Origin of the sequence: Streptomyces sp. NPDC049585 (assembly GCF_040675615.1) — a bacterium.
In the GTDB taxonomy this organism is placed as follows: domain Bacteria; phylum Actinomycetota; class Actinomycetes; order Streptomycetales; family Streptomycetaceae; genus Streptomyces; species Streptomyces luteosporeus.
On sequence record NZ_JBFAPE010000001.1, the window covers coordinates 340,015 to 364,103 of the forward strand.

The 24,089-nt window shown below is 70.2% G+C and carries 20 protein-coding genes; 7 read left to right on the forward strand and 13 right to left on the reverse strand.

Annotated elements, in window-relative coordinates; genetic code table 11:
- Positions 1–97 precede the first annotated feature (97 nt).
- From AB0K17_RS01625 to AB0K17_RS01650, 6 genes are all read left to right on the forward strand, one after another.
- On the forward strand, positions 98–478 hold the full coding sequence (locus AB0K17_RS01625) for a DUF6507 family protein (RefSeq protein ID WP_365981745.1): 381 nt from the start codon (positions 98–100) through the stop codon (positions 476–478).
- Positions 475–3,081 (forward strand): hypothetical protein, encoded by a 2,607-nt coding sequence (locus tag AB0K17_RS01630; protein ID WP_365981746.1) that lies wholly within the window; start codon positions 475–477, stop codon positions 3,079–3,081. The genes AB0K17_RS01625 and AB0K17_RS01630 overlap by 4 nt, the downstream gene beginning before the upstream one ends.
- Positions 3,078–3,608 carry a hypothetical protein gene (locus tag AB0K17_RS01635; protein ID WP_365981747.1) on the forward strand — a complete coding sequence of 177 codons (531 nt, stop codon included), beginning with the start codon at positions 3,078–3,080 and terminating at the stop codon, positions 3,606–3,608. Before AB0K17_RS01630 ends, AB0K17_RS01635 begins: the two co-directional genes overlap by 4 nt.
- Before the next feature lie 230 nt (positions 3,609–3,838).
- Positions 3,839–4,039: a hypothetical protein gene (locus tag AB0K17_RS01640; RefSeq protein ID WP_365981748.1), complete on the forward strand. Its 201-nt coding sequence runs from the start codon at positions 3,839–3,841 to the stop codon at positions 4,037–4,039.
- 411 nt (positions 4,040–4,450) lie between these two features.
- Positions 4,451–5,863 carry a DUF6177 family protein gene (locus AB0K17_RS01645; protein WP_365981749.1) on the forward strand — a complete coding sequence of 471 codons (1,413 nt, stop codon included), beginning with the start codon at positions 4,451–4,453 and terminating at the stop codon, positions 5,861–5,863.
- A 72-nt stretch (positions 5,864–5,935) separates the two neighbouring features.
- A complete protein-coding gene (locus tag AB0K17_RS01650; RefSeq protein WP_365981750.1) occupies positions 5,936–6,100 on the forward strand; it encodes a hypothetical protein in 165 nt (54 codons plus the stop codon).
- A gap of 117 nt (positions 6,101–6,217) precedes the next feature.
- On the opposite strand, the gene AB0K17_RS01655 is transcribed toward AB0K17_RS01650, so the two are convergent.
- The 13 genes from AB0K17_RS01655 to AB0K17_RS01715 all read right to left on the reverse strand — a co-directional run bounded on the left by AB0K17_RS01655 (position 6,218) and on the right by AB0K17_RS01715 (position 21,623).
- Positions 6,218–6,619, reverse strand: coding sequence for a twitching motility protein PilT (locus AB0K17_RS01655; protein ID WP_365981751.1), 402 nt, complete (start codon positions 6,617–6,619; stop codon positions 6,218–6,220).
- 20 nt (positions 6,620–6,639) lie between these two features.
- Positions 6,640–6,915 carry a hypothetical protein gene (locus AB0K17_RS01660; RefSeq protein ID WP_365970206.1) on the reverse strand — a complete coding sequence of 92 codons (276 nt, stop codon included), beginning with the start codon at positions 6,913–6,915 and terminating at the stop codon, positions 6,640–6,642.
- A 137-nt stretch (positions 6,916–7,052) separates the two neighbouring features.
- Positions 7,053–8,195, reverse strand: coding sequence for a dipeptide ABC transporter ATP-binding protein (locus AB0K17_RS01665; RefSeq protein ID WP_365970207.1), 1,143 nt, complete (start codon positions 8,193–8,195; stop codon positions 7,053–7,055).
- The gene (locus AB0K17_RS01670; RefSeq protein WP_365981752.1) at positions 8,188–9,249 is read right to left on the reverse strand and encodes an ABC transporter ATP-binding protein; all 1,062 of its coding nucleotides are present in this window, start codon (positions 9,247–9,249) and stop codon (positions 8,188–8,190) included. The genes AB0K17_RS01665 and AB0K17_RS01670 overlap by 8 nt, the downstream gene beginning before the upstream one ends.
- A gap of 11 nt (positions 9,250–9,260) precedes the next feature.
- Positions 9,261–10,217: an ABC transporter permease gene (locus AB0K17_RS01675; protein WP_365981753.1), complete on the reverse strand. Its 957-nt coding sequence runs from the start codon at positions 10,215–10,217 to the stop codon at positions 9,261–9,263.
- Entirely contained in the window at positions 10,210–11,136 is a 927-nt protein-coding gene (locus AB0K17_RS01680) for an ABC transporter permease (RefSeq protein WP_365970254.1), read from the reverse strand. The genes AB0K17_RS01675 and AB0K17_RS01680 overlap by 8 nt, the downstream gene beginning before the upstream one ends.
- A gap of 164 nt (positions 11,137–11,300) precedes the next feature.
- Positions 11,301–12,935 (reverse strand): ABC transporter substrate-binding protein, encoded by a 1,635-nt coding sequence (locus AB0K17_RS01685; protein WP_365970252.1) that lies wholly within the window; start codon positions 12,933–12,935, stop codon positions 11,301–11,303.
- A gap of 426 nt (positions 12,936–13,361) precedes the next feature.
- Positions 13,362–15,269 carry a translational GTPase TypA gene (gene typA / locus AB0K17_RS01690; RefSeq protein WP_365970251.1) on the reverse strand — a complete coding sequence of 636 codons (1,908 nt, stop codon included), beginning with the start codon at positions 15,267–15,269 and terminating at the stop codon, positions 13,362–13,364.
- Between the two features lie 293 nt (positions 15,270–15,562).
- Positions 15,563–17,509, reverse strand: coding sequence for a TPM domain-containing protein (locus tag AB0K17_RS01695; RefSeq protein ID WP_365981754.1), 1,947 nt, complete (start codon positions 17,507–17,509; stop codon positions 15,563–15,565).
- Positions 17,510–17,676: 167 nt separating this feature from the next.
- Positions 17,677–18,444: a succinate dehydrogenase/fumarate reductase iron-sulfur subunit gene (locus AB0K17_RS01700; RefSeq protein WP_365970153.1), complete on the reverse strand. Its 768-nt coding sequence runs from the start codon at positions 18,442–18,444 to the stop codon at positions 17,677–17,679.
- Positions 18,441–20,384, reverse strand: a complete 1,944-nt coding sequence (locus AB0K17_RS01705; protein ID WP_365970154.1) for a fumarate reductase/succinate dehydrogenase flavoprotein subunit — start codon at positions 20,382–20,384, stop codon at positions 18,441–18,443. Before AB0K17_RS01705 ends, AB0K17_RS01700 begins: the two co-directional genes overlap by 4 nt.
- A 50-nt stretch (positions 20,385–20,434) precedes the next feature.
- On the reverse strand, positions 20,435–21,277 hold the full coding sequence (locus AB0K17_RS01710; RefSeq protein WP_365970155.1) for a hypothetical protein: 843 nt from the start codon (positions 21,275–21,277) through the stop codon (positions 20,435–20,437).
- A 58-nt stretch (positions 21,278–21,335) separates the two neighbouring features.
- A complete protein-coding gene (locus AB0K17_RS01715) occupies positions 21,336–21,623 on the reverse strand; it encodes a hypothetical protein (RefSeq protein WP_365970157.1) in 288 nt (95 codons plus the stop codon).
- A gap of 225 nt (positions 21,624–21,848) precedes the next feature.
- Here AB0K17_RS01715 and AB0K17_RS01720 point away from each other — a divergent pair, with 225 nt between their 5' ends.
- Positions 21,849–24,059 (forward strand): ABC transporter substrate-binding protein, encoded by a 2,211-nt coding sequence (locus AB0K17_RS01720; protein WP_365981827.1) that lies wholly within the window; start codon positions 21,849–21,851, stop codon positions 24,057–24,059.
- The last annotated feature ends 30 nt before the right edge of the window (positions 24,060–24,089 follow it).

Sequence of the window (24,089 nt, forward strand, 5' to 3'; positions counted from 1 at the left end):
TGAACCGTGACGCCCTGTGTCAGTGGGATATGGCAATGTGTCACATGAACGTATCGCTGTAAGGCGGGGGACAGGGGATGGGGACCAGGGGGCTTCCATGACGTCATGGGACATCCGGCCGGCAGAAGTGGGCGGCGTGCTGAGCAGGACGGCCACGGCGGCCGAAGGCTTGTCAAGGGCTGGCCAGAGCGTGCAGAAGACGCTGCCGAGCGCCGCGACGGCGGCAGGCACCATCAGCGGCCCGGTCTGCGGCCCGGTGCCCAGCGGTCCCGTCGCCGGAGCCCTGGGGGAATTCGCCAAGAAATGGTCCGGTGACCTGCAGTACATCGCCAAGCGCACCGCCGCTTCGCTGAACGGGGCGGCCGAGGCCACACGCCATTACGTCGAGGGCGACCTGGAGATGGCCTCCAACACCCAGCACGAGGCCCTGAAGGAACCCAAGACAGACATGCCCGGGCAGGGCGGTGGCAAGAAGTGAGCGCCGACAAGGAACTCATCGTCCCCTCGGGCATACCCCAGTTCACCGGGAACGTCGACACGCTGGTGTCCGACGCCAAAACACTGACCTCCGACGCCAAGCTCTTCCGTGACTCGGGGGCGTCCGTCCACTCCACCTTCCAGGGACTCTCCGCCTGCTACAAGGCACCGGAGGCGGACCGGCTCTTCGCGACGACGGCACCGGTAGCGACGAAATCCAGCGCGTTCGCGAGCGACCTCGAGAAGGTGTCCGGTGCGCTCAGCACGTACGCGACGGAGATACGCCCGCTGGCCAAGAAGCTCGGTGACCTCAGGGACGAGGCCGTGGCCTTCGTCGAGAGCGTCCAGGGCGACAACCACTGGCGCCGGGACAAGAAGAAGGTCGAGCACAACAACAGCCTGTGGCACAGCGTCAATGCCACGGTCGCCGCCTTCCACGACGCCGAGCGGGCCTGCCACGACAAGATCGTCGCCCTGGTCGGCGGGGAGAAACTCGTCGTCGACGACGGCTCCCACAAGCCGAATATGTACGGCTACAAGGCGAGCGACCTCGACCATGCCGAGGAGACGCCCTGGGGCTCGATGGCGGAGCGCGAGTACACCGGCATCGCCTGGCTGGGCCACCAGGTCAAGAGCTTCGTCTGGGACGGCTTCATCGTCGACGGCGTCTGGGGCACCGTCAAGGGCCTGGGCACCCTTGTCGGCACCGACGGCTGGGACAAGGCGGGCGAGGCCTGGACGGGCCTCGGCAAACTGGCAACCGGCGTGGTGATCAGCTGCACGCCACTGTCCGGTGCCTACTGGGCGGCCCGCGACGACCAACTGCCCGGCTGGCTACGCGACTCGCGCACGGCGGTCAAGGAGACCGGCAAGGCCCTCGTGGCCTACGACCAGTGGGGCAAGAACCCCGCCCGCGCGGCCGGCGGCGTCACCTTCAACGTCCTCACCACGGTTTTCACGGGTGGAGCGGGGGCGGCGGGGAAGGGCGGTGCTGTCGCGAAGACGGTCTCGGCGCTGGGCAAGGCGGGCCGGATCGTCGACCCGATGACGTACGTGGGCAAGGCGGGCAGGTTCGCCTTCGTGAAGGTCGGCGACGCGATGTCGGGCCTGAAGAACCTGCGGGTGGGCTCGACGGTCCACCTGACCGAAGAAACGTTCAAGCTGCCGGAGCAGGGCGCCACCCTGCCCAAACGCCCGGCAAGCCTTCCGGAGAGCGCGGTCCCGTTCCTCGACCCCAAGAACAAGGTCGTCTACCTCGACAAGGAGAGCGGCAAGCTCTTCAACGAACACGGCAAGGAGCTCCAGCCGCCGAAGAAGGAACTCTCGGCCGAGGAACGAGCGGCGGAAGCCGCGAAGTCGCCCGGGCGGCAACCGCAGCACTCCACCGTCTCGGAGCACGAAAAGGTCCCGGTGGCCGCGGGCGTCCACGCGGGCGGCGACGCGACGACGGCGGCGGGGCACGGCGGGGAGCACATACCGACGCACGGCGCGGAGGGCCACGCGGCGGGTGGCGGCATCGGCGGACACACGCCCGGCGGAGCCGCACAGCACGCACGGGATGGCGGTGCGGGCAGCCACGGTGGCCACGCATCACCCCACTCGGGCAGTGGAGCCGGCGGCCACGACATACCGGGCTCCGGCCACGGCACGTCCCCGCGCCCCGGCCATGACACTGTCCCCTCCGGGACAGGCGGTCACAACACCAGCGGCCACGGCGGTCACGGCGACTCCCCATCGTCCCCGCACGAGCCCACCGTCCCGCACCATGGGGATGAGGTCCCACCGCGCGACGGCGGTGGACACGGCGGCGAACACGAGGCACAGGCGGGCAACGCCCACGAGGGCGACGGCCCGCACGCGCCTGGGGAACACCGAACGGAGAATGCCGGTCACGGTGGCGGTGGCGAACATGAAGGGGCTGGAAAGCACGCTCATGACGGTCCTGCAAGCGCCGGGGCAGAATCAGGCTGGGGAGGTGCGGGCTGGGTCGAGGTGCCGACGAATGCGGAGGATCTGGCGATCCACAACGCCGCAGCCAAGTACTACGAGCATGTCCGTGGCACCCCCAACAGCTACGACCTGCCCCGGATCTCGGAACACACAGGCATCGATCAGTCCGTGCTGACGAAGGTCAAGACCCACCTGTTCCGGGCGCAGCACGAAGTGGCGACAGGCCCAGGCGCGGAGAACGTGAAGCGCGGAGCCTTTACCCCGTACCCCCATATCGTCGAGTTGTGGAAGGGTGCCACTGAGGGCACGCTTTCGAAGGCACAGAAAACCCGGTTCCGTCAGCTCATGGCTCATGAGTATGTCGAAAGCCAGCTCATGAAGGCTGGTATGCCCTACATCTCGCCCAACCCCGGAGCCTGGGTTCCTGACGGAGCCGGCGGGTGGGACAAGGCCCGAATGACCCCCGGTAGTGTGCTGGACTTCGGCGCGCACGAAGTTGCGCCGAAGGAGATCGGTGGTGGGCTGAAGCACTGGAAGAGGAGCTTGGGTCTCAAGATCCCGTCCATCACGATCGCCCGGGATCTCTCCAACCTGGATGACATCGTGAAGAGTGCGAAGGAACAGCTGAACAAGAAGGGATGGAACCTCAAGTGACGGACGAAGCACCGCGTGCCCTGCTTGAGCGCCTGCGTGCCATCGACTGGGAGGACGAGGACGCGCCGTACGACCATGCCGTGTCGAGAGCCGCGCTGCTGCGCGAACACTTCCGGCGTACGGCGCTCTGGGCGCGGGCCTTCGGAGCTGAACTGTCCTGGCCCTACATCGACCTCGCCAAGCTCATTGATCCGACGGTACGCGCTGACGACGAGGTTCTCGCCGAGCTGAAGGAATACCTCGACGAGGAGGTGGGGTGGCCTCAGGTGGAGGCGACCCTCGTGGCGGCTGTGCACTGGACCGCCTTCCGGAGTGGGACGCAGATCGCACTCCCCGACCTCGACGACCCGTACGAACCACTCCTGCTCATGTACGAACGGGGCGGCGCTTTCACGATGGAAAGCAACTTCATCGACCTCAACGGAGAGACGTTGCCGGTCAAGCCCTTGCGGGAACATGCCTCCCTGGAGCCGGTCGTCTCACTGGATCCTGCCGTTTTGGACGCCCTCGACCAGCAGGACCAGTGAACTGCAATTCAACGTAAAGCCGTCTAGGCCCAAATCCGCGAAGAGCGCACCACTGGGAAACGAAGCAGGTCGGCTGGTCGGGGCTCCACCGACCCGGGGGTGGAGTGTCTCGACACAGCGGCAGGTGCCCCTTTCAGCAAGCGCCTTCCGATGGGGCAGCGCTGGTAAGGCAGGAAACGCGTGTGAATGAGCGCGGACGACTAAGGCCTTCCGATCCGGTCCACCCATTGGTGGCCAAGGCAGACCGACTGTCATCGGAATGGTTCTACGAATTCTGCGAGAAGTACGGCGTCGACGACCCGGATGAGGCCACTCCGGAGCAGCAGGAGGAGTACGACGAGGCCCTGGATGCGATTCATGCGAGCATCCTTGAGGAGTACGCCGCGGAGCTGACGGAGAAATCCAAGGGGGCTGAGGAAGGTTCTACGTAAGGCAGGCGGGAATCACAGTCGGCCATGCGCAACCGTCACACCATGTACCCGAACCCCATGCGGGGCAGACACCCTTAAAGGGACTGAATAGTGAATCAAGAACTCCGTACGTTCATCACCGGCTACCTCGACGCCGAACAGGGGTATGACACAAGCGGGTGGCTTCACAGGACCCTGCACGGATTCAATCCGACATTCACGGATGCAGTCCGAGATGGGTTCACCGAAGTACTGGAGTCCCGAGAGCTGTCCGTCGAGGACTATGGTCGGACTACCTGGGGAAGATGTTCGACTACCTCTTCGGAAGCCGGCCCGACCAGCCGCTCCCGCCGGAGTAGTCGAGACCGCCCATGGCGTCCGCCTGACGGGAGCCGGGCTCCTACCCCCATTCGCCACCCACCAGGAAGCCACATGAAAGACGTCATAGCCCTCACCCCCAAGATGCCCGACTCCTGGGCCGTCGTGGCAGGGCTCTATGCAGGTGGGCCCGACGTCGAGGCGTCCGGTGTGCACGACGGGGCCGTCGTGCAGTTGCGGGCGGGGGACGGGCGGCCGCTCGTTTCGGTCGAGGCGCCGCTGCTCGTGCACGTGCCCGGGGAAGCCGAGCGGCTGCTCGGGGACGGGGTTGGGGCGCCGGCGGTGCCGTACTGGTGGACCGAGGTGCGGGCCTCGGCCGCGTTGCCGGAAGCCGTGCCGCTCGCCGGGTCCGTGGCAGGGCGGCTCACCGTCCTGCTCGGTGGGGCGGTGTGGCCCGCCGACGCGGCCTCGCTCGATGTCGTCCCGGTGCCCTCCGCGTCCGATGCCGGTGAGGTCACGGCGACCACCGCCGAAGCCGGGCTCGCCGTCGACATCCTCACCGATTCGACTGCGGTCGTGCTCGCCGACCGGCCGGTGGTCGCCCTCAACGCCTGGATGTCGGAGATCCTGCGTACGGTTGCCGCGGCCGGCCTGGCCCTGCAGATCGTCACGCCGCCTCACGTACGCCTCAGCCTTCCCCTCCGTACCGCCCTGGCCGGCGCGCCCAACCGCTGGGTCGTCCAGGACAGCGGAAACCTGTTCCACGACGGGCTTTCCGGTGCGGAACTCCGCTGGGAGAACGGCACCTTCACGCCCGTTCTCACGGAGACGGGCGAAGCGGTGGTCGCCCAGCCCTTCGCGGACGCCGCCCCCTCCTCCGAGCGACAGCTGGTCGTCTCTTTTCGCATCCTGCACGAGCACGTCACCGACGACCTCGTCCTCGGTCGCGCGCTGGAGACCGCCTGGACGGCGCTCGCCGGTACGGCGCCCGCGGGCTGGGGTACCGCCGAGCCCATCAATCTTCCCTGGTCCTCACAGCAGTTGACCGCCTTCGCCCGTGAGCGCTCCCCCGAGCCCACCCATCTCCTCGCCGTCGGCCGGCCCGACCGCCCGGCCCTCGCCACCCTGCGCGTCAGCCGTACCGAGGGCGGGGTGGCCGAGGACGTCACCCTCACTCTCGGGTACGGCGCGCACGAGGCCCCGCCCCTCGACGCCGTCGAGGCCCTCGCCCGTACGCTCGCCGGCGAGCGCGGCCTGACGTCCATGCTCGTCTCGCTGCGCCGGGCCCGGCGTGATCTCACCGTGCCGCCGCGCTTCGCGGCCCCGCCGATTCCGGTTTCCTTCACCCTCGGTGGCGCCGATGTCCGCCGGATCGGACTGGAGCACACTCTGCGTCCGCCGCTCGGCCTCGGCCCCGTACGCCTCGGGCCTGCCGTCCACTATCCCCTGGGCGACGGCACCGACGCCCAGGCCTGGACGGTCCTCCAGCAGCTCTCCGAGCATCTCCAGGCCGTTCCGGCAGGATGACGACCGCGCACCCGGGTCGATCGGGGATCGGTGCGGGCGCGCAGGTTGCCGGGGGCCAGGCGCCGGCGAGCAATGAGCACCCGGGCGGCCCGGCCCTACCCGGTCTACTGGGCCGCGGTCCTCATATCGGCCACGGTGATATCCATCTGGCCGGCGGTCCAGCACATCGACAACTGGACCCAGGTCGCGCTCAACCTGACCAAGCTTCAGCACGGCTCGCGCCCCGGCTCCGCCTGAGACCGATCCCGGCACCGGAGGATGTCCGGGCCGGACGCCACCACGGCCGTCCCGGGCCCGGCGGCCCACCCGTCGGCCTGCCACCCGGACGTCCCACCCGCGCGGAGGAAGGGGCGGTCAGACCCGCTGGATCGTGACGTGCTTGCCCGGCTCCCCGAGCCGGTCGAGCAGGTGCCGGATGTCGTCGGGGTCGGACGTCACGACGGCGGCCCGCGAGCGAACCGCGAGCACCGCCACCGCTCCGTCGGCGGGGTCGGTCGTACCCGACGCGCCGAGCAGTTCCCCGATCTGCCGGGCCAGCGCCTCGTCCATCCCGGCCACGTCACAACCTTTCAGGAGCTGCCCCAGCCGGGCCTGCCGTCCCCCGTCCCGCCACACCTGGGCCAGGACGGGAGCGGGAACCAGCGGCACCCCGCCGGCTGTCAGATAGGCCCGGTGCGCACGCCACACCATCGGATGGGACCTCTCCGCCGCGATCAGCATCCCCGCGTCGTAGACCACGGTCCGTAGTGTGCTCATCCCCGCCCCCTCCCCCGTCGTCAGGCCGCGTCGTGGTCGGCGTCCGCGTTCGTCCCCCAGGGGGGACGGGCGACAGCGTTCATGAAGTCGTCCACCCATGCCTGCTCGTCGGGCGTCGGAGGGCCGACCTGCGCCAGTACCTCTTCCGCTGCCGCCAGCCCCGCCTCGATCTTGGCCGCCCTCTCGGCGGCCCGGGAGAGCCAGGCCGAGACGCTGAGTCCTTCGCGATCGGCAGCCTCCTTGGCAGCGGTCAGGGTCTCACTGGGGATCGTGATGGTGACGCGCTCAAGGCTCATACTCCGGATCATACGAACCGCGGGCCCGGAGGTGGCTCCCTCCGGAGCCACCGTCACCCGATCGGGGAAGGCCCCGGAAAAGCCCGTGGGGGCTCCCCCGGCGAACCGGGGGAGCCCCCACGGGGCGAGGTGCGGCATTACGCCGCGTGCACCACGTCCTTCTCCTCGGCGAAGTGGCACGCCGACTCGTGGGCCGCCGGGGTGCTCTTGCCGGCGAAGACCTCGGGGACCGCCAGGAGGGGGACCTCCTCGGCGCACTTGTCCTGGGCCTTCCAGCAGCGGGTGCGGAAGCGGCAGCCCGACGGGGGGTTGGCCGGGGACGGGACGTCGCCGGTGAGGATGATGCGTTCGCGGCGCTGGCGGGCCTCGGGGTCCGGGACGGGGACGGCCGAGAGGAGGGCCTGGGTGTACGGGTGGGTGGGGTGGTCGTAGATCTGCACGTCGGTGCCGATCTCGGCCATCTTGCCCAGGTACATCACGCCGACGCGGTCGGAGATGTGCCGCACGATGGACAGGTCGTGGGCGATGAAGACGTAGGAGAGGTTGAACTCGTCCTGCAGTCGCTCCATCAGGTTGACGACCTGGGCCTGCACCGAGACGTCCAGCGCCGAGACGGGCTCGTCGCAGATGATGATCTCGGGGTTGAGCGCCAGGCCGCGGGCGATGCCGATGCGCTGGCGCTGGCCGCCGGAGAACTGGTGCGGGTAGCGGTTGATGTACTCGGGGTTGAGGCCCACGACGTCCAGGAGCTCCTGGACCCGCTTGCGGCGGTCGCCCTTGGGGGCGGCCTCCGGGTGGATCTCGAAGGGCTCGCCGATGATGTCGCCGACCGTCATGCGCGGGTTCAGCGAGGTGTAGGGGTCCTGGAACACCATCTGGATGTTGCGGCGCACGGCCTTCAGCGCGCGCCCCGACAGCTTGGTGATGTCCTGGCCCTTGTAGAAGACCTCGCCGGAGGTGGCGGTCTCCAGGGTCATCAGCAGCTTGGCGACGGTGGACTTGCCGCAGCCGGACTCGCCCACGATGCCGAGCGTCTCGCCCTGGTAGAGGTCGAAGGAGACACCGTCGACGGCCTTGACCGCGCCGACCTGCTTCTTGAAGAGGACGCCCTGGGTCAGCGGGAAGTGCTTGACCAGGTTGCGCACCTGCAGGATCGGCTCGCCGCGCTCGACGGGCGCGTCGAGGACGGCCTCGACCTCCTGGGTCGTGGAGGCGTCGCTGACGTGCACCTCGGAGACGTTGGGCGTCGCGGCCTCGTCCTTCTTGCCGGTCTCAGCCATGGATCGTCTCCTTCCAGAAGTGGCACGCGCTGCCACGGCCGGGCATCTCGGTGCCGTCCTGCTCCGCCACCGGCTGCAGCACGGGGACGTCGGTGGTGCAGATGTCCTGCGCCTTGGGGCAGCGGGGGTTGAACGCGCAGCCGGTGGGGATGCGCAGCAGGTTGGGCGGCAGGCCCTTGATGGCGTAGAGCTCCTGGCCCTTCTGGTCCAGCCGCGGGATGGAGTCGAGCAGGCCGCGGGTGTACGGGTGGGCCGGGCGCTTGTAGAGCTCGTGGACGGGGGCGTTCTCGACGATGCGGCCCGCGTACATCACCGCGATCTTGTCGGCGACGTCGGCGACGACGCCCAGGTCGTGGGTGATGAGGATCAGACCCATGTTGTACTCGCGCTGCAGCTCCGCGAGCAGGTCCATCACCTGGGCCTGGACGGTCACGTCGAGCGCCGTCGTGGGCTCGTCCGCGATGATCAGGTCCGGCTCCAGCGCCAGCGCCATCGCAATCATGATGCGCTGGCGCATACCGCCGGAGAACTGGTGCGGATAGTCGCTCACGCGCTGGGCCGCCGCCGGGATGCGCACCCGGTCCATCAGCTCGATGGCCTTGGCCTTGGCGTCCTTCTTGGACATGCCCTGGTGGACGCGGAACATCTCGCCGAGCTGGTAGCCGACGCTGAGCACGGGGTTCAGCGACGACAGCGCGTCCTGGAAGATCATGGCGATCTTCCGGCCGCGGATCTTGCGGCGCTCGTCGGCGGACATGGTGAGCATGTCCTGGCCGCGGTAGAGGATCTGGCCCTGCGGGATGCGGCCGGGCGGCATGTCGAGAATGCCCATGATGGCCTGGGCCGTCACGGACTTGCCGGAGCCGGACTCGCCGAGCACGGCCAGCGTCTCGCCGGAGTCGACGGTGTAGTTGACGCCGTTGACGGCCTTGGCCACGCCCTCGCGGGTGTGGAACTCGACATGCAGGTCGCGCACTTCGAGCAGCGGCGCGCCGTCGTCGCCGGCCTTGCGCGGCTCGGGCACGTTCGTGGTCTTCTCAGTATCGGTGGTCACGTACGCCTCCCTCAGCGCAGCTTGGGGTCGAGGGCGTCGCGCACCGCGTCGCCGAGCATGATGAACGCGAGAACGGTGATGCAGAGCATGCCGGCGGGGAAGAACATCACGTGCGGGTTGTCCCGGATGGAGTCCTTGGCGTCCGAGATGTCGATGCCCCACGAGATGATGGGCTCGGCGAGGCCGAGACCGAGGTAGGACAGCGTGGCCTCGGCCGCGATGTAGCCACCGAGCGCGATCGTGGCGACGACGATGACGGGCGCGATGGCGTTCGGCAGGATGTGCCGGAACATGATGCGCCCGGTGCCGGCGCCGAGCGCCCGCGCCGCCGTCACATAGTCGGCCTGCTTGGTGGTGATCACCGAGCCGCGCATCACGCGGGCGATCTGGGTCCAGCCCAGGAACGCCATGGCGGCCGCCACGACCCACACCTTCCGGTCGGTGAAGCTCACCAGGATGACCATCGAGCCCAGGAAGAAGGGGATGCCGAAGAAGATGTCGGTGAGGCGGGAGAGCAGCGAGTCGATCCAGCCGCCGTAGTAGCCGGCGAGCATGCCGACCAGGCCGCCCACCACGGTGACGGCGAGGGTGACGAGCACGCCGACGCTGATGGAGGCGCGGGCACCGTAGACGACACGCGCGTAGATGCTGCGACCCTGCTTGTCGTAGCCGAACCAGTCGGCCGAGAAGACGTCGCCGTACGAGGGCTTGGTCAAAAAGTGGTGCGTCAGGTCGCCGTTGCGCGGGTTGGTGCTGGTGAACAGCTGCGGGAAGACCGCCATGACCAGCAGGAAGACGATCAGCAGCGCCGAGATGACGAAGAGCGGGTTGCGCCGCAGGTCGCGCCAGGCGTCGCTCCACAGGCTGCGCGGCTTGCCGGCGGCGGGTGCCGCCACGACCGCCGCCTCGCCGGCCGCCGCCGCGGTCTCCACCGCGCCGGTGTCAGGGGTCTTGGTCACGTCAGGCATACCGGATCCTCGGGTCCAGGACCGCGTAGAGCAGGTCGACGATCAGGCTGGTGAGCAGGAAGACGAGGACCAGCACGGTCACGATGCCGACGGTGGTGACGCCCTCGCCCTGGTTGACAGCCCGGTAGAGCTGCATGCCGACGCCCTGCACGTTGAAGATGCCCTCGGTCACGATGGCGCCGCCCATCAGGGCGCCGATGTCGGTGCCGAGGAAGGTGACGACCGGGATGAGCGAGTTGCGCAGCAGGTGCACGCCGACGATGCGGCGCCGCGGCAGGCCCTTGGCGAGTGCGGTGCGCATGTAGTCGGAGCGCAGGTTCTCGCTGATGGTGGTGCGCGTCAGGCGCGCGACGTACGCCAGCGAGAGCGAGCCGAGAACGGCGCCCGGCAGGATCAGCTGGGTGATGTCCTCGGAGTCCTTGACGTTGGGCGTCACCCAGCCCAGTTCGACGCCGAAGACCGTCTGGAAGATGTAGCCGAGGACGAAGACCGGCACCGAGATCACCAGCAGGGTGAAGATCAGGACGATGGTGTCCAAGGCGCGGCCGGCCTTCAGGCCGGCGAGGACGCCGAGGGTGATGCCGAGGACGACCTCGATGACGAACGCGACGATCGCCAGCCGGATGGTGACGGGGAACGCCTCGCCCATCACGTCGGAGACCTCGCGACCACCGAAGGTCTTGCCGAAGTCGCCCTGGAACAGCTTGCCCATGTAATCGAGGTATTGCTGCCACAGGGGCTTGTCGAGCCCGAAGTCATGGCGAAGCTGCGCGACCTGGGCGGGGTCGGGCACCTTGTCGCCCCACAGCGCCGCGATCGGGTCGCCGGGGAGCCAGTGCACCATGAGGAAAATCAATAGCGTGGTCCCGATGAAGACCGGGATCATCTGGAGCAGTCGCCGCGCGACGTAGCGCCCCATCATGCCTCCATGTCAGTCGCAGCCCGCGGCGCCGGGCGGCCGATGCCCCTGTGGTGGTGGGGGGATTGACCGGCTTTCAGCGAGTGCCGCCCGGCGTCGGCGGGTGCGCCGGTGCCGCCGACGAATGCGGCGGCACCGGCTGTGCGGTTGGTGTCAGGGGTGAGCTACTTCTGCTTGACCTGGATCTGGCCCAGCAGCGGCTCGCCGTCCTGACCGTACTTGATCTTCCCGTAGACCTTGGTGGACTGACCGGAGTTGATCGCGTAGTACCACAGCGGGATGGAAGGCATCTTCTTCTGCAGGACCTTCTCGGCGTCCTGGTACAGCTTCACCGACTCGTCGAGGGAGTTGACGTTGTCGGCCTTGGCGACCATCTCGTCGAACTCCTTGTTCTCGTAACCGCCCTGGTTGCCGTCGGCCTTGGAGCCGAACAGGTCACGCAGGAAGTTGGAGTTGACGGGGTAGTCGAGGTTCCAGCCGGACCGGTAGAGCGACTTGACCTGCTTCTTCTCGCGGGTGTCGAGGTCCGCCTTGAAGTTCGGCTTGGAGTCGCCGACGCAGTCGACGCCGGTGTTGGTGCGGATGCTGTTGCAGACCGCGTCGACCCACGGCTTGTGGTTCAGGTCGGCGTTGTACTGGATGAAGATCTTGTTGCCCGGGACGCCGCCGCCGTCCTTGATGAGCTGCTTGGCCTTCTCCGGGTTGAAGGTGCAGGCCTCGCCGCAGGAGTTGGCCTGGTAGCCGAGCACACCCTTGGCCACCCAGCTGTTGGCCGGGACACGGGTGCCGTGGAGGGTGGTCTTGGTGATGGTGTCGCGGTCGATCGCCATCGACAGGCCCTGGATGACCTTGTTGTCGACGTTCTTCCACTGGTCGGAGTAGTACGCGATCGCAACGGTCTGGACCGCGGAGAACTCGACGGTGGCCGCACGGTCGCCGAGGTCCTGCTTGTAGGTGGTCAGCGACGTGTCGGGGATCTGCTCGACCCAGTCGAGGTTGTCCGAGCGCAGGTCGTTGTAGGCGGCGTCGGCGGTGGTGTAGTTCTTGAAGGTGATGCCGCCGTTCTTGGCCTTGTCCGGACCGGAGTAGCCGTCGAACCGCTTCACGACGATCTTGTCGTTGTGGTTCCAGGAGACGAACTGGTACGGGCCGTTGCCGACCGGGTGCTCACCGAAGCCCTTGGGGTCCTTGAAGAACGCCTTCGGCAGCGGGGCCCACACGATGTAGCCCAGCTTGTAGTTGAAGTACGGGACCTTGGTCTTCAGGGAGATGGTGAACTCGTTGTCGTTCACCACCTTCAGACCGGACATCGTGTCCGACTTCGGGTCGCCCTTGTCCGGGTGGACGTCGTCGAAGCCCTCGATGTCGCTGAACCAGTTCGAGTTGATCTGGTTGTTCTTGGTGTTGGCCGACCAGTTCCAGGAGTCCACGTAGGACTGCGCGGTGACGGTCTCGCCGTTGTGGAACTTCCAGCCCGGCTTGAGCTTGACCGTCCAGTGCTGGGCGTCGGTGGAGGTGACCGACTCGGCGTTGACGGGGACGATCTTGCCGGTGCCCGGCTCGTACGTCACCAGACCCGAGAACAGGGTCTTGAGGACCCGGTGGCCCTGCGTCTCCTTGGCGTTCGCCGGCTGCAGCGCGTTCTGCGGCTCACTGGTGTGAACGGTGATCGTGCCGTTCGGGTCCGGCTTGCCGGCGTTCACATCGCTGCCGCTGTCCTTGTCACCGCCGCAGGCCGTTGCGGCCAGCGCCACAACTATGGCGGTCGCGACCCACTTGGCGCTCCTGGCACCGCGCATGGGTATGCCTCCTCAAGAGTCCACTTTTCTTTACGAGTGAGGCGCCGGTCCCAGCTGACACCCCTGACAGCACGACGGAACCGGCACCTCGAGTGTGCTCGTGAGTCGGCGCTCCCCACAGCGCGTGACCCATTGACCCGAGCTCAGTGAACCCAACTATTAAGTACAGCCGCCCTTTAAACCACTCTTACTGGGTCTCGCTTTGGTCACATCGATCATCGCGACCTGTTCGAAATCCGGACAAAGCCAGCACAGACAGACACCTACGAAACGGACTGTTAACGCGGCAAGCGGAGGGAGTTGCCCGACTTCCGGCCGCCTCCCGGCCGCTTCCGGACAGCCCCCGTCCGGCTTCCGGACACGCCGACGGCCCGGCACCCCGCGGGAAGCGGGGTGCCGGGCCGTCGTACGGAAGAGGGCCTGCCCTTAGCCGTGCTTGGCGCGGGACGCGGTGCGGCCGCGCTCCTTCTGGTCCAGGACGACCTTGCGGATGCGCACGGCCTCCGGGGTCACCTCGACGCACTCGTCGTCGCGGCAGAACTCCAGCGACTGCTCCAGCGACAGCTTGCGCGGCGGGACGATCGCCTCGAAGGAGTCGGCGGAGGAGGAGCGCATGTTGGTGAGCTTCTTCTCCTTGGTGATGTTGACGTCCATGTCGTCGGAGCGCGAGTTCTCGCCGACGATCATGCCCTCGTACACCTCGGTGCCCGGGTCGACGAACAGCACGCCGCGCTCCTGCAGGTTGGTCATCGCGAACGCGGTGACCGCACCGGCGCGGTCGGCGACCAGGGAGCCGTTGTTACGGGTCTGCAGGGTGCCGAACCACGGCTCGTGGCCCTCGTGGATCGAGTGGGCGATGCCCGTACCGCGGGTGTTCGTCAGGAACTCCGTACGGAAGCCGATCAGGCCACGGGACGGGACGACGAACTCCATGCGGACCCAGCCGGAGCCGTGGTTGGACATGTTGTCCATCCGGCCCTTGCGGACGCCCATCAGCTGGGTGACGGCACCCATGTGCTCCTCGGGCACGTCGATCGTCATGCGCTCGACGGGCTCGTAGGTCTTGCCGTCGACCTCCTTGGTGACGACCTGGGGCTTGCCGATGGTCATCTCGAAGCCCTCGCGGCGCATCTGCTCGACCAGGATGGCCAGCGCCAGCTCACCGCGGCCCTGCACCTCCCAGGCGTCGGGGCGCTCGGTGTCCAGGACGCGCAGCGAGACGTTACCGATCAGCTCGCGGTCCAGACGGTCCTTGACCTGGCGGGCGGTGACCTTGCGGTCCTTGACGGCGGACTTGGCGTCCGCGCCCTTGCCCGTGCCACCGCGGCCGACCAGCGGCGAGGTGTTCGTACCGATGGTCATGGAGATCGCCGGCTCGTCGACCGTGATCAGCGGCAGCGCGACCGGGTTCTCCGGGTCGGCCAGCGTCTCACCGATCATGATGTCCGGGATGCCCGCGACGGCGCAGATGTCGCCCGGGCCCGCCTTCTCGGCCGGCTTGCGGGTGAGCGCCTCGGTCATCATCAGCTCGGAGATGCGGACGTTCGAGATCGAGCCGTCGCGCTTGATCCAGGCCACGGTCTGGCCCTTGCGCAGCTCGCCCTGCTCGACGCGCAGCAGCGCGATACGGCCGAGGAAGTTGTCGGCGTCGAGGTTGGTGACGTGCGCCTGCAGCGGCGCGTCCTCCTCGTACGTCGGAGCCGGGATGTGCTCCAGGATCGTGGAGAAGAACGGCTCCAGGTTGGTGGAGTCCGCCGGAACCGTGCCGTCCTCCGGCTTGGTCAGCGAGGCGATGCCGTCACGGCCGCAGGCGTAGACGATCGGGAACTCGATCTGGTCCTCGTCGGCGTCCAGGTCCAGGAACAGGTCGTAGGTCTCGTTGACGACCTCGTCGATGCGCGAGTCCGGGCGGTCGGTCTTGTTGATGCACAGGATGACCGGCATCCGGGCCTGCAGGGCCTTGCGGAGCACGAAGCGGGTCTGCGGCAGCGGACCCTCGGAGGCGTCCACGAGCAGCACGACGCCGTCCACCATCGACAGACCGCGCTCGACCTCGCCACCGAAGTCGGCGTGGCCCGGGGTGTCGATGATGTTGATCGTGATCGGGTCCCCGCCGTCCTTGGGGTGATACTTCACCGCCGTGTTCTTGGCGAGGATCGTGATGCCCTTCTCACGCTCCAGGTCGTTCGAGTCCATGACCCGGTCGTCGACGGAGTCGAGCTGGTGGGCGGCGAAGGCACCGGCCTGCTTGAGCATGGCGTCGACGATGGTCGTCTTGCCGTGGTCGACGTGGGCGACGATGGCGACATTACGGATGTCGTGGCGCGTGGGCATACGTGGGGCGCTTCTCCCGGGTAGGTGACGGCTCGCGCACGGAGTCTGCACGCGGCCCTGCCGGGCGACACGCCACGGCCTCACCCCATGGTACGGGGCGCTGCCGCGTACGGCGCCCCGGGATCACCCCTACCCACTGTGACCTGCGGTTTTCTCCGGAGCTCCGCCCCGGACCCCGGGTAGCGCCCCGTAAGGGGCGCGGGGAACTGCGCGATCGGCCACCGGCGGCCCGCAGCCGACATGCACTCCGTCTGCGGGCACGTCGTGGCTTGTCGCGCAGTTCCCCGCGCCCCTTACGGGGCGCCGAGGCGCCCCCGCGTGGCGGGGCCGCCGAAGGTGGGCGGGTGGAGGGACAGCAGGACGATGCCGCCGCGCAGGGCGCCGGCCAGGGCCCGGGCCCGTTGCGTCGTCGCCGGCTCGTACGACGCGTCGTACACCAGCACGTCGTCCTCGGCCAGCGCCCGCGCCTGGCGGGCCAGCGCCTCGGCCCGCGCCGCCGCGCCGGGCAGCGGCAGGAGGCGCTGGGCCTCGGCGAGCCGGGTGCGGGCGCGCACGCCGACGGCGCCCCGGTGGGTGGCGAGGTGGTCGCGCGCGGCGGCGACCTGCGCGCGGGCCGCGAGCAGGGCGCGGGCCGGTCCGCCGGGCAGGGCGGCGGCGCCGTCGAGCAGGCGCAGGACTTCGCGCGGGTCGCAGGAGGGTTCCTTGGCCATGGCCCGCCGGGCCTCCTCGACGGCGGCCGCGGCCTGCGGGCAGGCGGCGGCTTCGGTGAGGGCGTCGCGGAGGCGTCCGGGGGCGGCGGTCAGCTCGTGGGTGTGGCGTATGACGGCGGTGGTGAGGGTGCGGGCCTGGTGGAGGGCGGCTTCGGCGGCACGCAGGGAGAGGGCGGCGTGGTCGGTGTCGTGGACGAGGAGGGCGGTGCGGGCCTCGGCGAGGGCGGTGTCGGCGAAGGCGAGCCGGTCGCGGGCCTGCTCGGGGTGGGGGGCGACGGGGGTGAGGGCGGTGGGGGCGGTGCGGCAGCGGGCGAGGGCGGTGAGGGCGGCGTCGGCGGCGTCGAGGCGCAGGACGAGGGAGCGGGCGGCGGTCTCGGCGAGGTCGAGGACGGCGGCGGCTTGGTTGCGCAGGTCGCGCAGCCGGTCGAAGGCGGCGGACTCGGCGTCGAGGCGCCGGTTGGCGCTGGTGCAGCGGGAGCAGATCTCGTCGAGGCGGTGGCGGCGGGCGTCCTCGTCGGTGGGGGGTGTGCGGTCGAGTTCGTGGCGGAGCCGGAAGGCGGCGGCGAGCTCGGCGCGGGCGTAGGCGACGGCTTCGGCGAAGGGCCGGGTGGCGGTGCGGCCGAGCTGGGCGGTGGCGAAGAGGAGTTCCTCGGCGCTGGTGTGCACGGCGTCGTCGGTGGCGACGAGGGTGTGGGCGGCTTCGGCGTCGAGTTCGGGCAGGGGGGTCAGGGGTTGTGCCATGCGGGCGAGGCCGGGTTCGGTGCCGGTGGCGACGGCGACGGTGACGGCGGCGGCGAGGTCGGCGGGGGCTCCGTCGGGGCACAGGCCGCCTTCGCGGAGGGCGGCGCGGCGCAGTCGGGCGAGGCGGGTGCGGCGGGAGCGGCGGGAGCACAGGTGCAGGCCGGTCAGGACGAGGGCGGCGCCGACGGCGATGGGCAGCCAGACGGAGCGTTCGCCGGGGAGGAGCCCGTCGCTGCCGGGGTCCTTGCTGCCGGGGCGCAGGGCGGGGGTGCGGACGGGTTGGCCGCGCAGGACGGCGCGGTAGCCGTCGGCGGCGCCGACGGCGGCGCCGGCCCAGTCGTGTTCCTTCAGGGCGGGTTCGACGGCGGTGGCGGCGACGCGTTTGAGCTGGTCGGGGCGGAAGCCGGAGTCCTTGTCGGCGGAGACGGCGTACTGGCCGCCGTGGGTGGCGATGGCGAGAAGGACGTCGTGGGGGCCGAAGCCGTTGCGGTCGGCGGTGGCGTCGGCCCAGGCCTGGGCGGCGCGGCCGGAGAAGTCGTGGACGTAGGTGACGTAGAGCTGAACGTGCTGGGTGGCGTGGAGGGTTTCGAGGGCGGCCTCGACCTGGCCGCGCCGGTGGCCGAGGGCGCCGACGGTGTCGGTGATGTGGCCGGGGGCGTCGAGGTCGAGGGGGGCGTCGGCGCGGGAGGCGGGTGCGGCGGGCAGCAGCAGGGCGCAGAGCGCGAGGAGGGCGCCGACCATGGCCCAGCCAGGCGCCCTCGGCCCGTACCCCCACGAAAGCCGCGTCACATTTTGGAGCGTATGACCGGATTGGCCGATCCGCTACCCGGAGCATGCCGCCCAATGCGGAGTGTAGTCACGCGCCGGTCACCCGCCCCGTGCGCCCCCTGGACCGCGCCCCGGCCGTGGCCCGGGCCCCGCCTCGGCCATGACCCGGGCCCCGCCTCGGCCACGCCTCAGCCGCGCCTCCGGCGGATCTTGCTGCCGAGCCAGACCAGCGGGTCGTACGAGCGGTCGACGACGCGCTCCTTCAGCGGGATCAGCGCATTGTCGGTGATCTTGATGTGCTCGGGGCAGACCTCCGTGCAGCACTTGGTGATGTTGCAGTAGCCCAGGCCGTGGTCGTCGCGGGCGCCCTTCCTGCGGTCGACCCCGGCCTCGGCGGCGGCGTCCAGCGGGTGCATGTCCAGCTCGGCGACGCGCATGAGGAAGCGGGGCCCGGCGAAGGCGGTCTTGTTCTCCTCGTGGTCGCGCACCACGTGGCAGGTGTTCTGGCACAGGAAGCACTCGATGCACTTGCGGAACTCCTGGACGCGCCCGACGTCCTCCTGCTGCATCCGGTACTGCCCCGGGCCGAGCTCCGCCGGCGGCACGAAGGAGGGCACCTCGCGCGCCTTGGCGTAGTTGTACGACACGTCCGTGACCAGGTCGCGCACCACGGGGAAGGTCCGCATCGGGGTCACCGTGATCGTCTCGGCCTGGTCGAAGACCGACATCCGGGTCATGCACATCAACCGCGGCCGGCCGTTGACCTCGGCGCTGCACGAACCGCACTTGCCCGCCTTGCAGTTCCAGCGCACGGCCAGGTCGGGCGCGGCGGTGGCCTGCAGGCGGTGGATGATGTCGAGGACGACCTCGCCCTCGTTGACGGCCACCTCGTAGTCGACGAGGCGGCCACCGTCCTTATCACCCCGCCACACCTTGAAGTGGGCCTGGTAACTCATGAGGTGAGCTCCTCGTCCGTCAGGTACTTGGTCAGTTCTTCCTTCTCGAACAGCGCCAGCAGGTCCTCGCGGATCGGGGCCGTCTCGACGCGGTCCAGGCGGATCAGGCCGAGGGCCGAGTCGGCCGCGGCCAGTCCGGCGGACTCGTCGGCGAGCCGGCACACGAGGTGGATGCGCCGCCAGCGCCGGTCCATGCCGGGGTGGTCGTCGCGGGTGTGGCCGCCGCGGCTCTCGGTGCGCTCCAGGGCCGCCCGGGCCACGCACTCGCTGACCAGCAGCATGTTGCGCAGGTCCAGGGCCAGGTGCCAGCCGGGGTTGAACTGCCGGTGGCCCTCCACCCCGGCCCGCCGGGCCCGGGTGCGCAGCCCGGCGAGGCGGTGCAGCGCCTCCTCCATCTCCCCGGCCCGCCGGATGATGCCGACCAGGTCGCCCATGGTCTGCTGCAGCTCCTGGTGCAGGGTGTACGGGTTCTCGGCCGGGGCCCCGGCGGCGCCGGTGCCGGCCCCCTCCGCGCCGAAGGGGCGCAGCGCCTCGGCCGCGGCGAGCTCGACGTCGGCGTCGGCCACGGCGGGGGCGGCGCCGGTGGCGAATCCGGCCGCGTACCGGGCCGCGTACAGCCCCGCGCGGCGCCCGAAGACCAGCAGGTCGGACAGGGAGTTGCCGCCCAGCCGGTTGGAGCCGTGCATGCCGCCGGCGACCTCGCCGGCGGCGAACAGGCCGGGCACGCCCTCGGCGGCGGCGGTGTCCGGGTCGACCGCCACGCCGCCCATGACGTAGTGGCAGGTGGGGCCGACCTCCATGGGCTCGGCGGTGATGTCGACGTCCGCCAGCTCCTTGAACTGGTGGTGCATCGAGGGCAGCTTGCGCTGGATGACCTCGGCCGGCATGCGGGTGGACACGTCCAGGAACACCCCGCCGTGCGGGGAGCCGCGCCCGGCCTTGACCTCGGCGTTGATGGCGCGGGCGACCTCGTCGCGCGGCAGCAGCTCGGGCGGTCTGCGGTGGCGGTCGGGGTCGGTGTACCAGCCGTCGGCCTCGGCCTCGGTCTCGGCGTACTTCTCCCGGAAGACGTCCGGGATGTAGTCGAACATGAAGCGCTTGCCGTCGCTGTTGCGCAGCACCCCGCCGTCGCCCCGCACCGACTCGGTGACCAGGATGCCCTTGACGGACGGCGGCCAGACCATGCCGGTGGGGTGGAACTGCACGAACTCCATGTTGACCAGCCGGGCCCCGGCCAGCAGCGCCAGCGCATGCCCGTCCCCGGTGTACTCCCAGGAGTTCGAGGTCACCTTGAAGGACTTGCCGATGCCGCCGGTGGCCAGCACCACGGCGGGGGCCTCGAAGACGAAGAAGCGCCCCGACTCGCGCTCGTAGCCGAAGACGCCCGCGACCCTGCCGCCATCTTTGAGGATGCGGGTGACGGTGCACTCCTGGAAGACCTTCAGGCGTGCCTCGTAGTCCCCGTACTCCCGCTGGTCCTCCTGCTGCAGGGAGACGACCTTCTGCTGGAGCGTGCGGATGAGCTCCAGGCCGGTGCGGTCGCCGACGTGCGCGAGCCGCGGGTACTCGTGGCCGCCGAAGTTGCGCTGGGAGATCAGCCCGTCGGGCGTGCGGTCGAACACCGCGCCCCACGTCTCCAGCTCCCAGACCCGGTCGGGGGCCTCCTGCGCGTGCAGTTCGGCCATCCGCCAGTTGTTGAGGAACTTGCCGCCGCGCATGGTGTCGCGGAAGTGCACCTGCCAGTTGTCGTTGCGGTTGACGTTGCCCATGGAGGCGGCGATGCCGCCCTCCGCCATCACCGTGTGCGCCTTGCCGAACAGCGACTTGCAGATGACCGCGCACCGCAGCCCCTGCTCGCGCGCCTCGATGGCCGCGCGCAGCCCGGCGCCGCCGGCCCCCACCACGACGACGTCCCAGGACTGCCGGTCCACCTGTGGCATCAGAACGTGACCCCTCTTTCGATGAAGAACTCCCGGTCGCGGCCGCGCGGCTAGAACAGGCGCGGGTCGGCGAAGGCGCCGCTGGAGACCAGGTAGACGTACAGGTCGGCCACCGCCACGCTCACCAGCGAGGCCCAGGCCAGCAGCATGTGGCGGGCGTTGAGCGCGCTGACCCAGCCCCACATGCGGTAGCGCACGGGGTGCTTGGAGAAGGTGCGCAGCCGGCCGCCCACGATGTGCCGGCAGGAGTGGCAGGAGAGGGTGTACGCCCAGATCAGGACGATGTTGGCGAGCAGCACCAGCGTCCCCAGGCCCATGTGCCCCCAGGCGCCGTGGGCGTCACGGAAGGCGAGGACGGCGTCGAAGGTGAGCACTCCCGCGACCAGCACCGCGAAGTAGAAGAAGTAGCGGTGGACGTTCTGCAGGATCAGCGGGAAGCGGGTCTCGCCGCTGTAGCGGGCGTGCGGCTCGGGCACCGCGCAGGCCGGGGGCGAGGCCCAGAAGCCCCGGTAGTAGGCCTTGCGGTAGTAGTAGCAGGTCAGCCGGAAGCCCAGCGGGAAGATCAGGATCAGCAGGGCGGGCGAGAGCCGCCACCAGGACCCGATGAGCTGCCAGTCGGCGCCGCCGTTCATGTCCACGCAGTTCGCGGCCAGGCAGGGCGAGTAGAACGGGGAGACGTAGGGCGCGGCGTAGTAGTGGTCGCCGGCGAAGGCGCGCCAGGTGGAGTAGGCGACGAAGGCGAGCAGCCCGGCGGCGGTGGCGGCCGGCGTCAGCCACCAGCGGTCGCGGCGCAGGTGGCGGGCGGCGATGGCGGCCCGGGAGGCGTGATGGACGCCGCGGGCCGCCGGAACGGCGGCCGCGGCGGGTGCTTCGGGGTCGGTACCAGTGGCCAAGACGGGACTCCGTCGGTGGAGTGGAGGTCGGGGACGACAAGGACGGTCGAACGGCCGGTCAGGGGGCGCGCCGGTCCCGGCAGCCGAGCCCCTCCTCGTCGGCGTCCCTCCACAGCGAGGCGTCGTACGGGGTGTCGGGGATCGTCACCAGCTGGACGGGCCGCGCCTCCGCGGCGGCGGGGGTGCCCGCGCGCAGCAGCGCGAGGTCCTCGCGCAGGTGACCGGCGTCGAGGCGCAGGCGGCGCATCTCCAGGCCCTTGCCCAGATGCTGCTCCAGCCGGCCGATCGCACGGTCCAGGTCTTCGAGAGAACGCTCGATGACGGTCAACTCATCTTTGACGGACATGGTTTGGCCTTCCGCTTCGATGATTGCGGGTGCCGCCGGTCATGCGACAGGAAGTGTCGCGCGTCACACCCCTCGGAGGGAAGATAGCCTCCCGGATCGCCCGTTCGCGGGAGCGCGATCGGCGCCGCACCGGTGACGGCCGACATTCCCCCAGGCGAGTGGCGTGCACGAGGGAGGCGACGTGTCGGCGCGTCTTCGCGTGGAGGGTCGCCTTCAGTGGGCGGCATGTGGTCCTCGCGCACCCGGCCCCGCACCACCCGGGCCCGTACCCCCCGGTCCCGTACGTTCCGCTCCCTCGCCCTGCCGGCCGCCGCGCTGGTGGCGCTGCCCGTGCTGGCGGGCTGCGCGGGCGGAGGCGAGGACGAGGCCGAGGGCCCGGCCGCCCCGCCGGACATCGCCGCCGTCCCCCGCGCCAAGGTCGCCGACCAGGGCACCCTGACCTGGGCCGTGGACGCGCTGCCCGCCACCTACAACGCCTTCCACGCGGACGCCGACGAGACCACGCAGCGCGTCGCGGGAGCCGTGCTGCCGGCGCTGTTCACCCTCGACGAGCGCGGGCGGCCCCGGCGCAACCCCGACTACCTGACCGACGCCTCCGTCGTGAGCAGCAAGCCGCACCAGGTGGTGCGCTACAAGCTCAACCCCAAGGCCGTCTGGAGCGACGGCACGGCCGTCTCCGCCGCCGACTTCGCGGCGCAGTGGAAGGCACTGCGCGGCAAGGACAGTGCGTACTTCGCGGCCCGCAACGCCGGCTACGAGCGGATCGACCGGGTCGAGCAGGGCGCGAACGCCCACGAGGTGAAGGTGACCTTCGCCCGGAACGACGCCGACTGGCGGGCCCTGTTCACGCCGCTGTACCCGAAGGCGCTCACCAACGACGCCTCGGCCTTCAACGACACCTCCCGCAAGGAGCTGCCACTGGCCGCGGGCCCCTTCCAGGTCGCCGAGCGCGACCAGCAGCAGGGGACGCTGGCCCTGGCGCGCAACCCCCGGTGGTGGGGCGAGCGCGCCAAGCTCGACCGGATGGTGCTGCGGGCCGTGCCGCGCGAGCAGCGCGTCGAGGCCCTGGCCGGCGGCAAGGTCGACCTGGCCGAGATCACCCCCGCCGCGGCCGAACGCATCATGAAGGCGAACGCGGCGAAGGGCACGCAGGAGCCGCCGGGCGACGCGGGCAAGGCCGGCTCGGCCGCCGCGCCCGGCACCGGCCCGGCCACCGGGCCCTCCGTCCGCACACCGCTGGCCAGCCCGGCGATGGCGAGCCCCCCGGCGGTCAGCCCGTCGGTGCGCACGCCCATGGTCTCGCCGTCCCTGATGTCCCCCTCCGTGGCCGTGCCGTCCACCGCCAAGCGCCCGGGCACGCCGCGCTCCGACGGGGCGAACAAGCCGGTCGCCGCGGACGCGACCCTGCTGCGCGGCCTGATGGTCCGCCGCTCCCTGGAGCCCGCCTACACCCAGCTCGCCCTCAACGGCGCCTCCGGCCCGCTGGCCGACGAGCGGGTGCGGCGCGCGATCGTACGGGCCGTGGACCGCAAGGCGCTCGCCGAGTACGTGCTCGGCCCGCTCGGCCTGCCCGTCGAACCGCTCGGCAGCCACCTGCTGGTGGCCGGTCAGCCCGGGTACGCCGACCACAGCGACGCCGTCGGCTCGGTCGACCTCAAGGCCGCCATGGACCTGCTCGCCGACGCCGGCTGGAAGGAGGGCCACGGCGCCGCCCCGGCGAGGAAGGCCGCCCACCTGCCGGTCGTCGGCGGCCTGGACCCGAGCGACGACCCCGAGGACGAGGAGACCGCGGAGTCCCCCGATGAGTCCCCCCTCTCATCCCCCTACGCCTCCCCCTACGGCGACGAGGCCGACGGCAAGGGCCGCGGCGACACCGGCGGCCGCGCGGCGGCCGCGCCGGCCCGCTTCAAGGACGGCCGCAAGCTCGTCCTGCGCTTCGTCCTGCCGAACAGCTCCGGCGCCGAACCGCTGCGGGCGGTCGGCGAGCGCATCGCCCGGCAGCTGGACGCGATCGGGGTGCGCACGGAGCTGGTGAAGGTCGAGGACGCGGTGTTCTTCAAGGAGAACATCTCCAAGGGCAAGTTCGACCTCGCACTGTTCGGCTGGCCCACGGGGGCCTTCCCGGCCACGGACGCCCGCCCGGTCTTCGCCAAGCCGCAGCCGGCACCGGACGGGTCGCTGACGGTGGAGCAGAACTACACACGGGTGGGCACGGACCAGATCGACCAGTTGTTCGACAAGGCGTCGGCGGAGCTGGACGAGGAGACCTCCCACGACCTGCTCGCCCAGGCCGACGCCCGCATCTGGGCAGCGGCGGGCTCGCTCCCGCTGTACCAGCGACCGGAACTGGTGGCGACACGGCGCACGGTCGTCAATGCGGGAGCCTTCGGCATGGCGAGCCCGCGCTACCAGGACATCGGCTTCCTGCGGAACTGACCCGGGGGCTCCGCCCCCGGGCCCCCGGGC

What these genes read in the sequence shown, in the direction of transcription:
- AB0K17_RS01650 (WP_365981750.1), top strand. Translation starts at nt 5,936, where the DNA reads ATGAGCACCCGGGCGGCCCGGCCCTACCCGGTCTACTGGGCCGCGGTC.
- AB0K17_RS01720 (WP_365981827.1), top strand. Translation starts at nt 21,849, where the DNA reads ATGTGGTCCTCGCGCACCCGGCCCCGCACCACCCGGGCCCGTACCCCC.
- AB0K17_RS01665 (WP_365970207.1), bottom strand. Translation starts at nt 8,195, where the DNA reads ATGGCTGAGACCGGCAAGAAGGACGAGGCCGCGACGCCCAACGTCTCC.
- AB0K17_RS01655 (WP_365981751.1), bottom strand. Translation starts at nt 6,619, where the DNA reads ATGAGCACACTACGGACCGTGGTCTACGACGCGGGGATGCTGATCGCG.
- AB0K17_RS01685 (WP_365970252.1), bottom strand. Translation starts at nt 12,935, where the DNA reads ATGCGCGGTGCCAGGAGCGCCAAGTGGGTCGCGACCGCCATAGTTGTG.
- AB0K17_RS01660 (WP_365970206.1), bottom strand. Translation starts at nt 6,915, where the DNA reads ATGAGCCTTGAGCGCGTCACCATCACGATCCCCAGTGAGACCCTGACC.
- AB0K17_RS01625 (WP_365981745.1), top strand. Translation starts at nt 98, where the DNA reads ATGACGTCATGGGACATCCGGCCGGCAGAAGTGGGCGGCGTGCTGAGC.
- typA (WP_365970251.1), bottom strand. Translation starts at nt 15,269, where the DNA reads ATGCCCACGCGCCACGACATCCGTAATGTCGCCATCGTCGCCCACGTC.
- AB0K17_RS01645 (WP_365981749.1), top strand. Translation starts at nt 4,451, where the DNA reads ATGAAAGACGTCATAGCCCTCACCCCCAAGATGCCCGACTCCTGGGCC.
- AB0K17_RS01680 (WP_365970254.1), bottom strand. Translation starts at nt 11,136, where the DNA reads ATGGGGCGCTACGTCGCGCGGCGACTGCTCCAGATGATCCCGGTCTTC.
- AB0K17_RS01700 (WP_365970153.1), bottom strand. Translation starts at nt 18,444, where the DNA reads ATGAGTTACCAGGCCCACTTCAAGGTGTGGCGGGGTGATAAGGACGGT.
- AB0K17_RS01715 (WP_365970157.1), bottom strand. Translation starts at nt 21,623, where the DNA reads ATGTCCGTCAAAGATGAGTTGACCGTCATCGAGCGTTCTCTCGAAGAC.
- AB0K17_RS01675 (WP_365981753.1), bottom strand. Translation starts at nt 10,217, where the DNA reads ATGCCTGACGTGACCAAGACCCCTGACACCGGCGCGGTGGAGACCGCG.
- AB0K17_RS01705 (WP_365970154.1), bottom strand. Translation starts at nt 20,384, where the DNA reads ATGCCACAGGTGGACCGGCAGTCCTGGGACGTCGTCGTGGTGGGGGCC.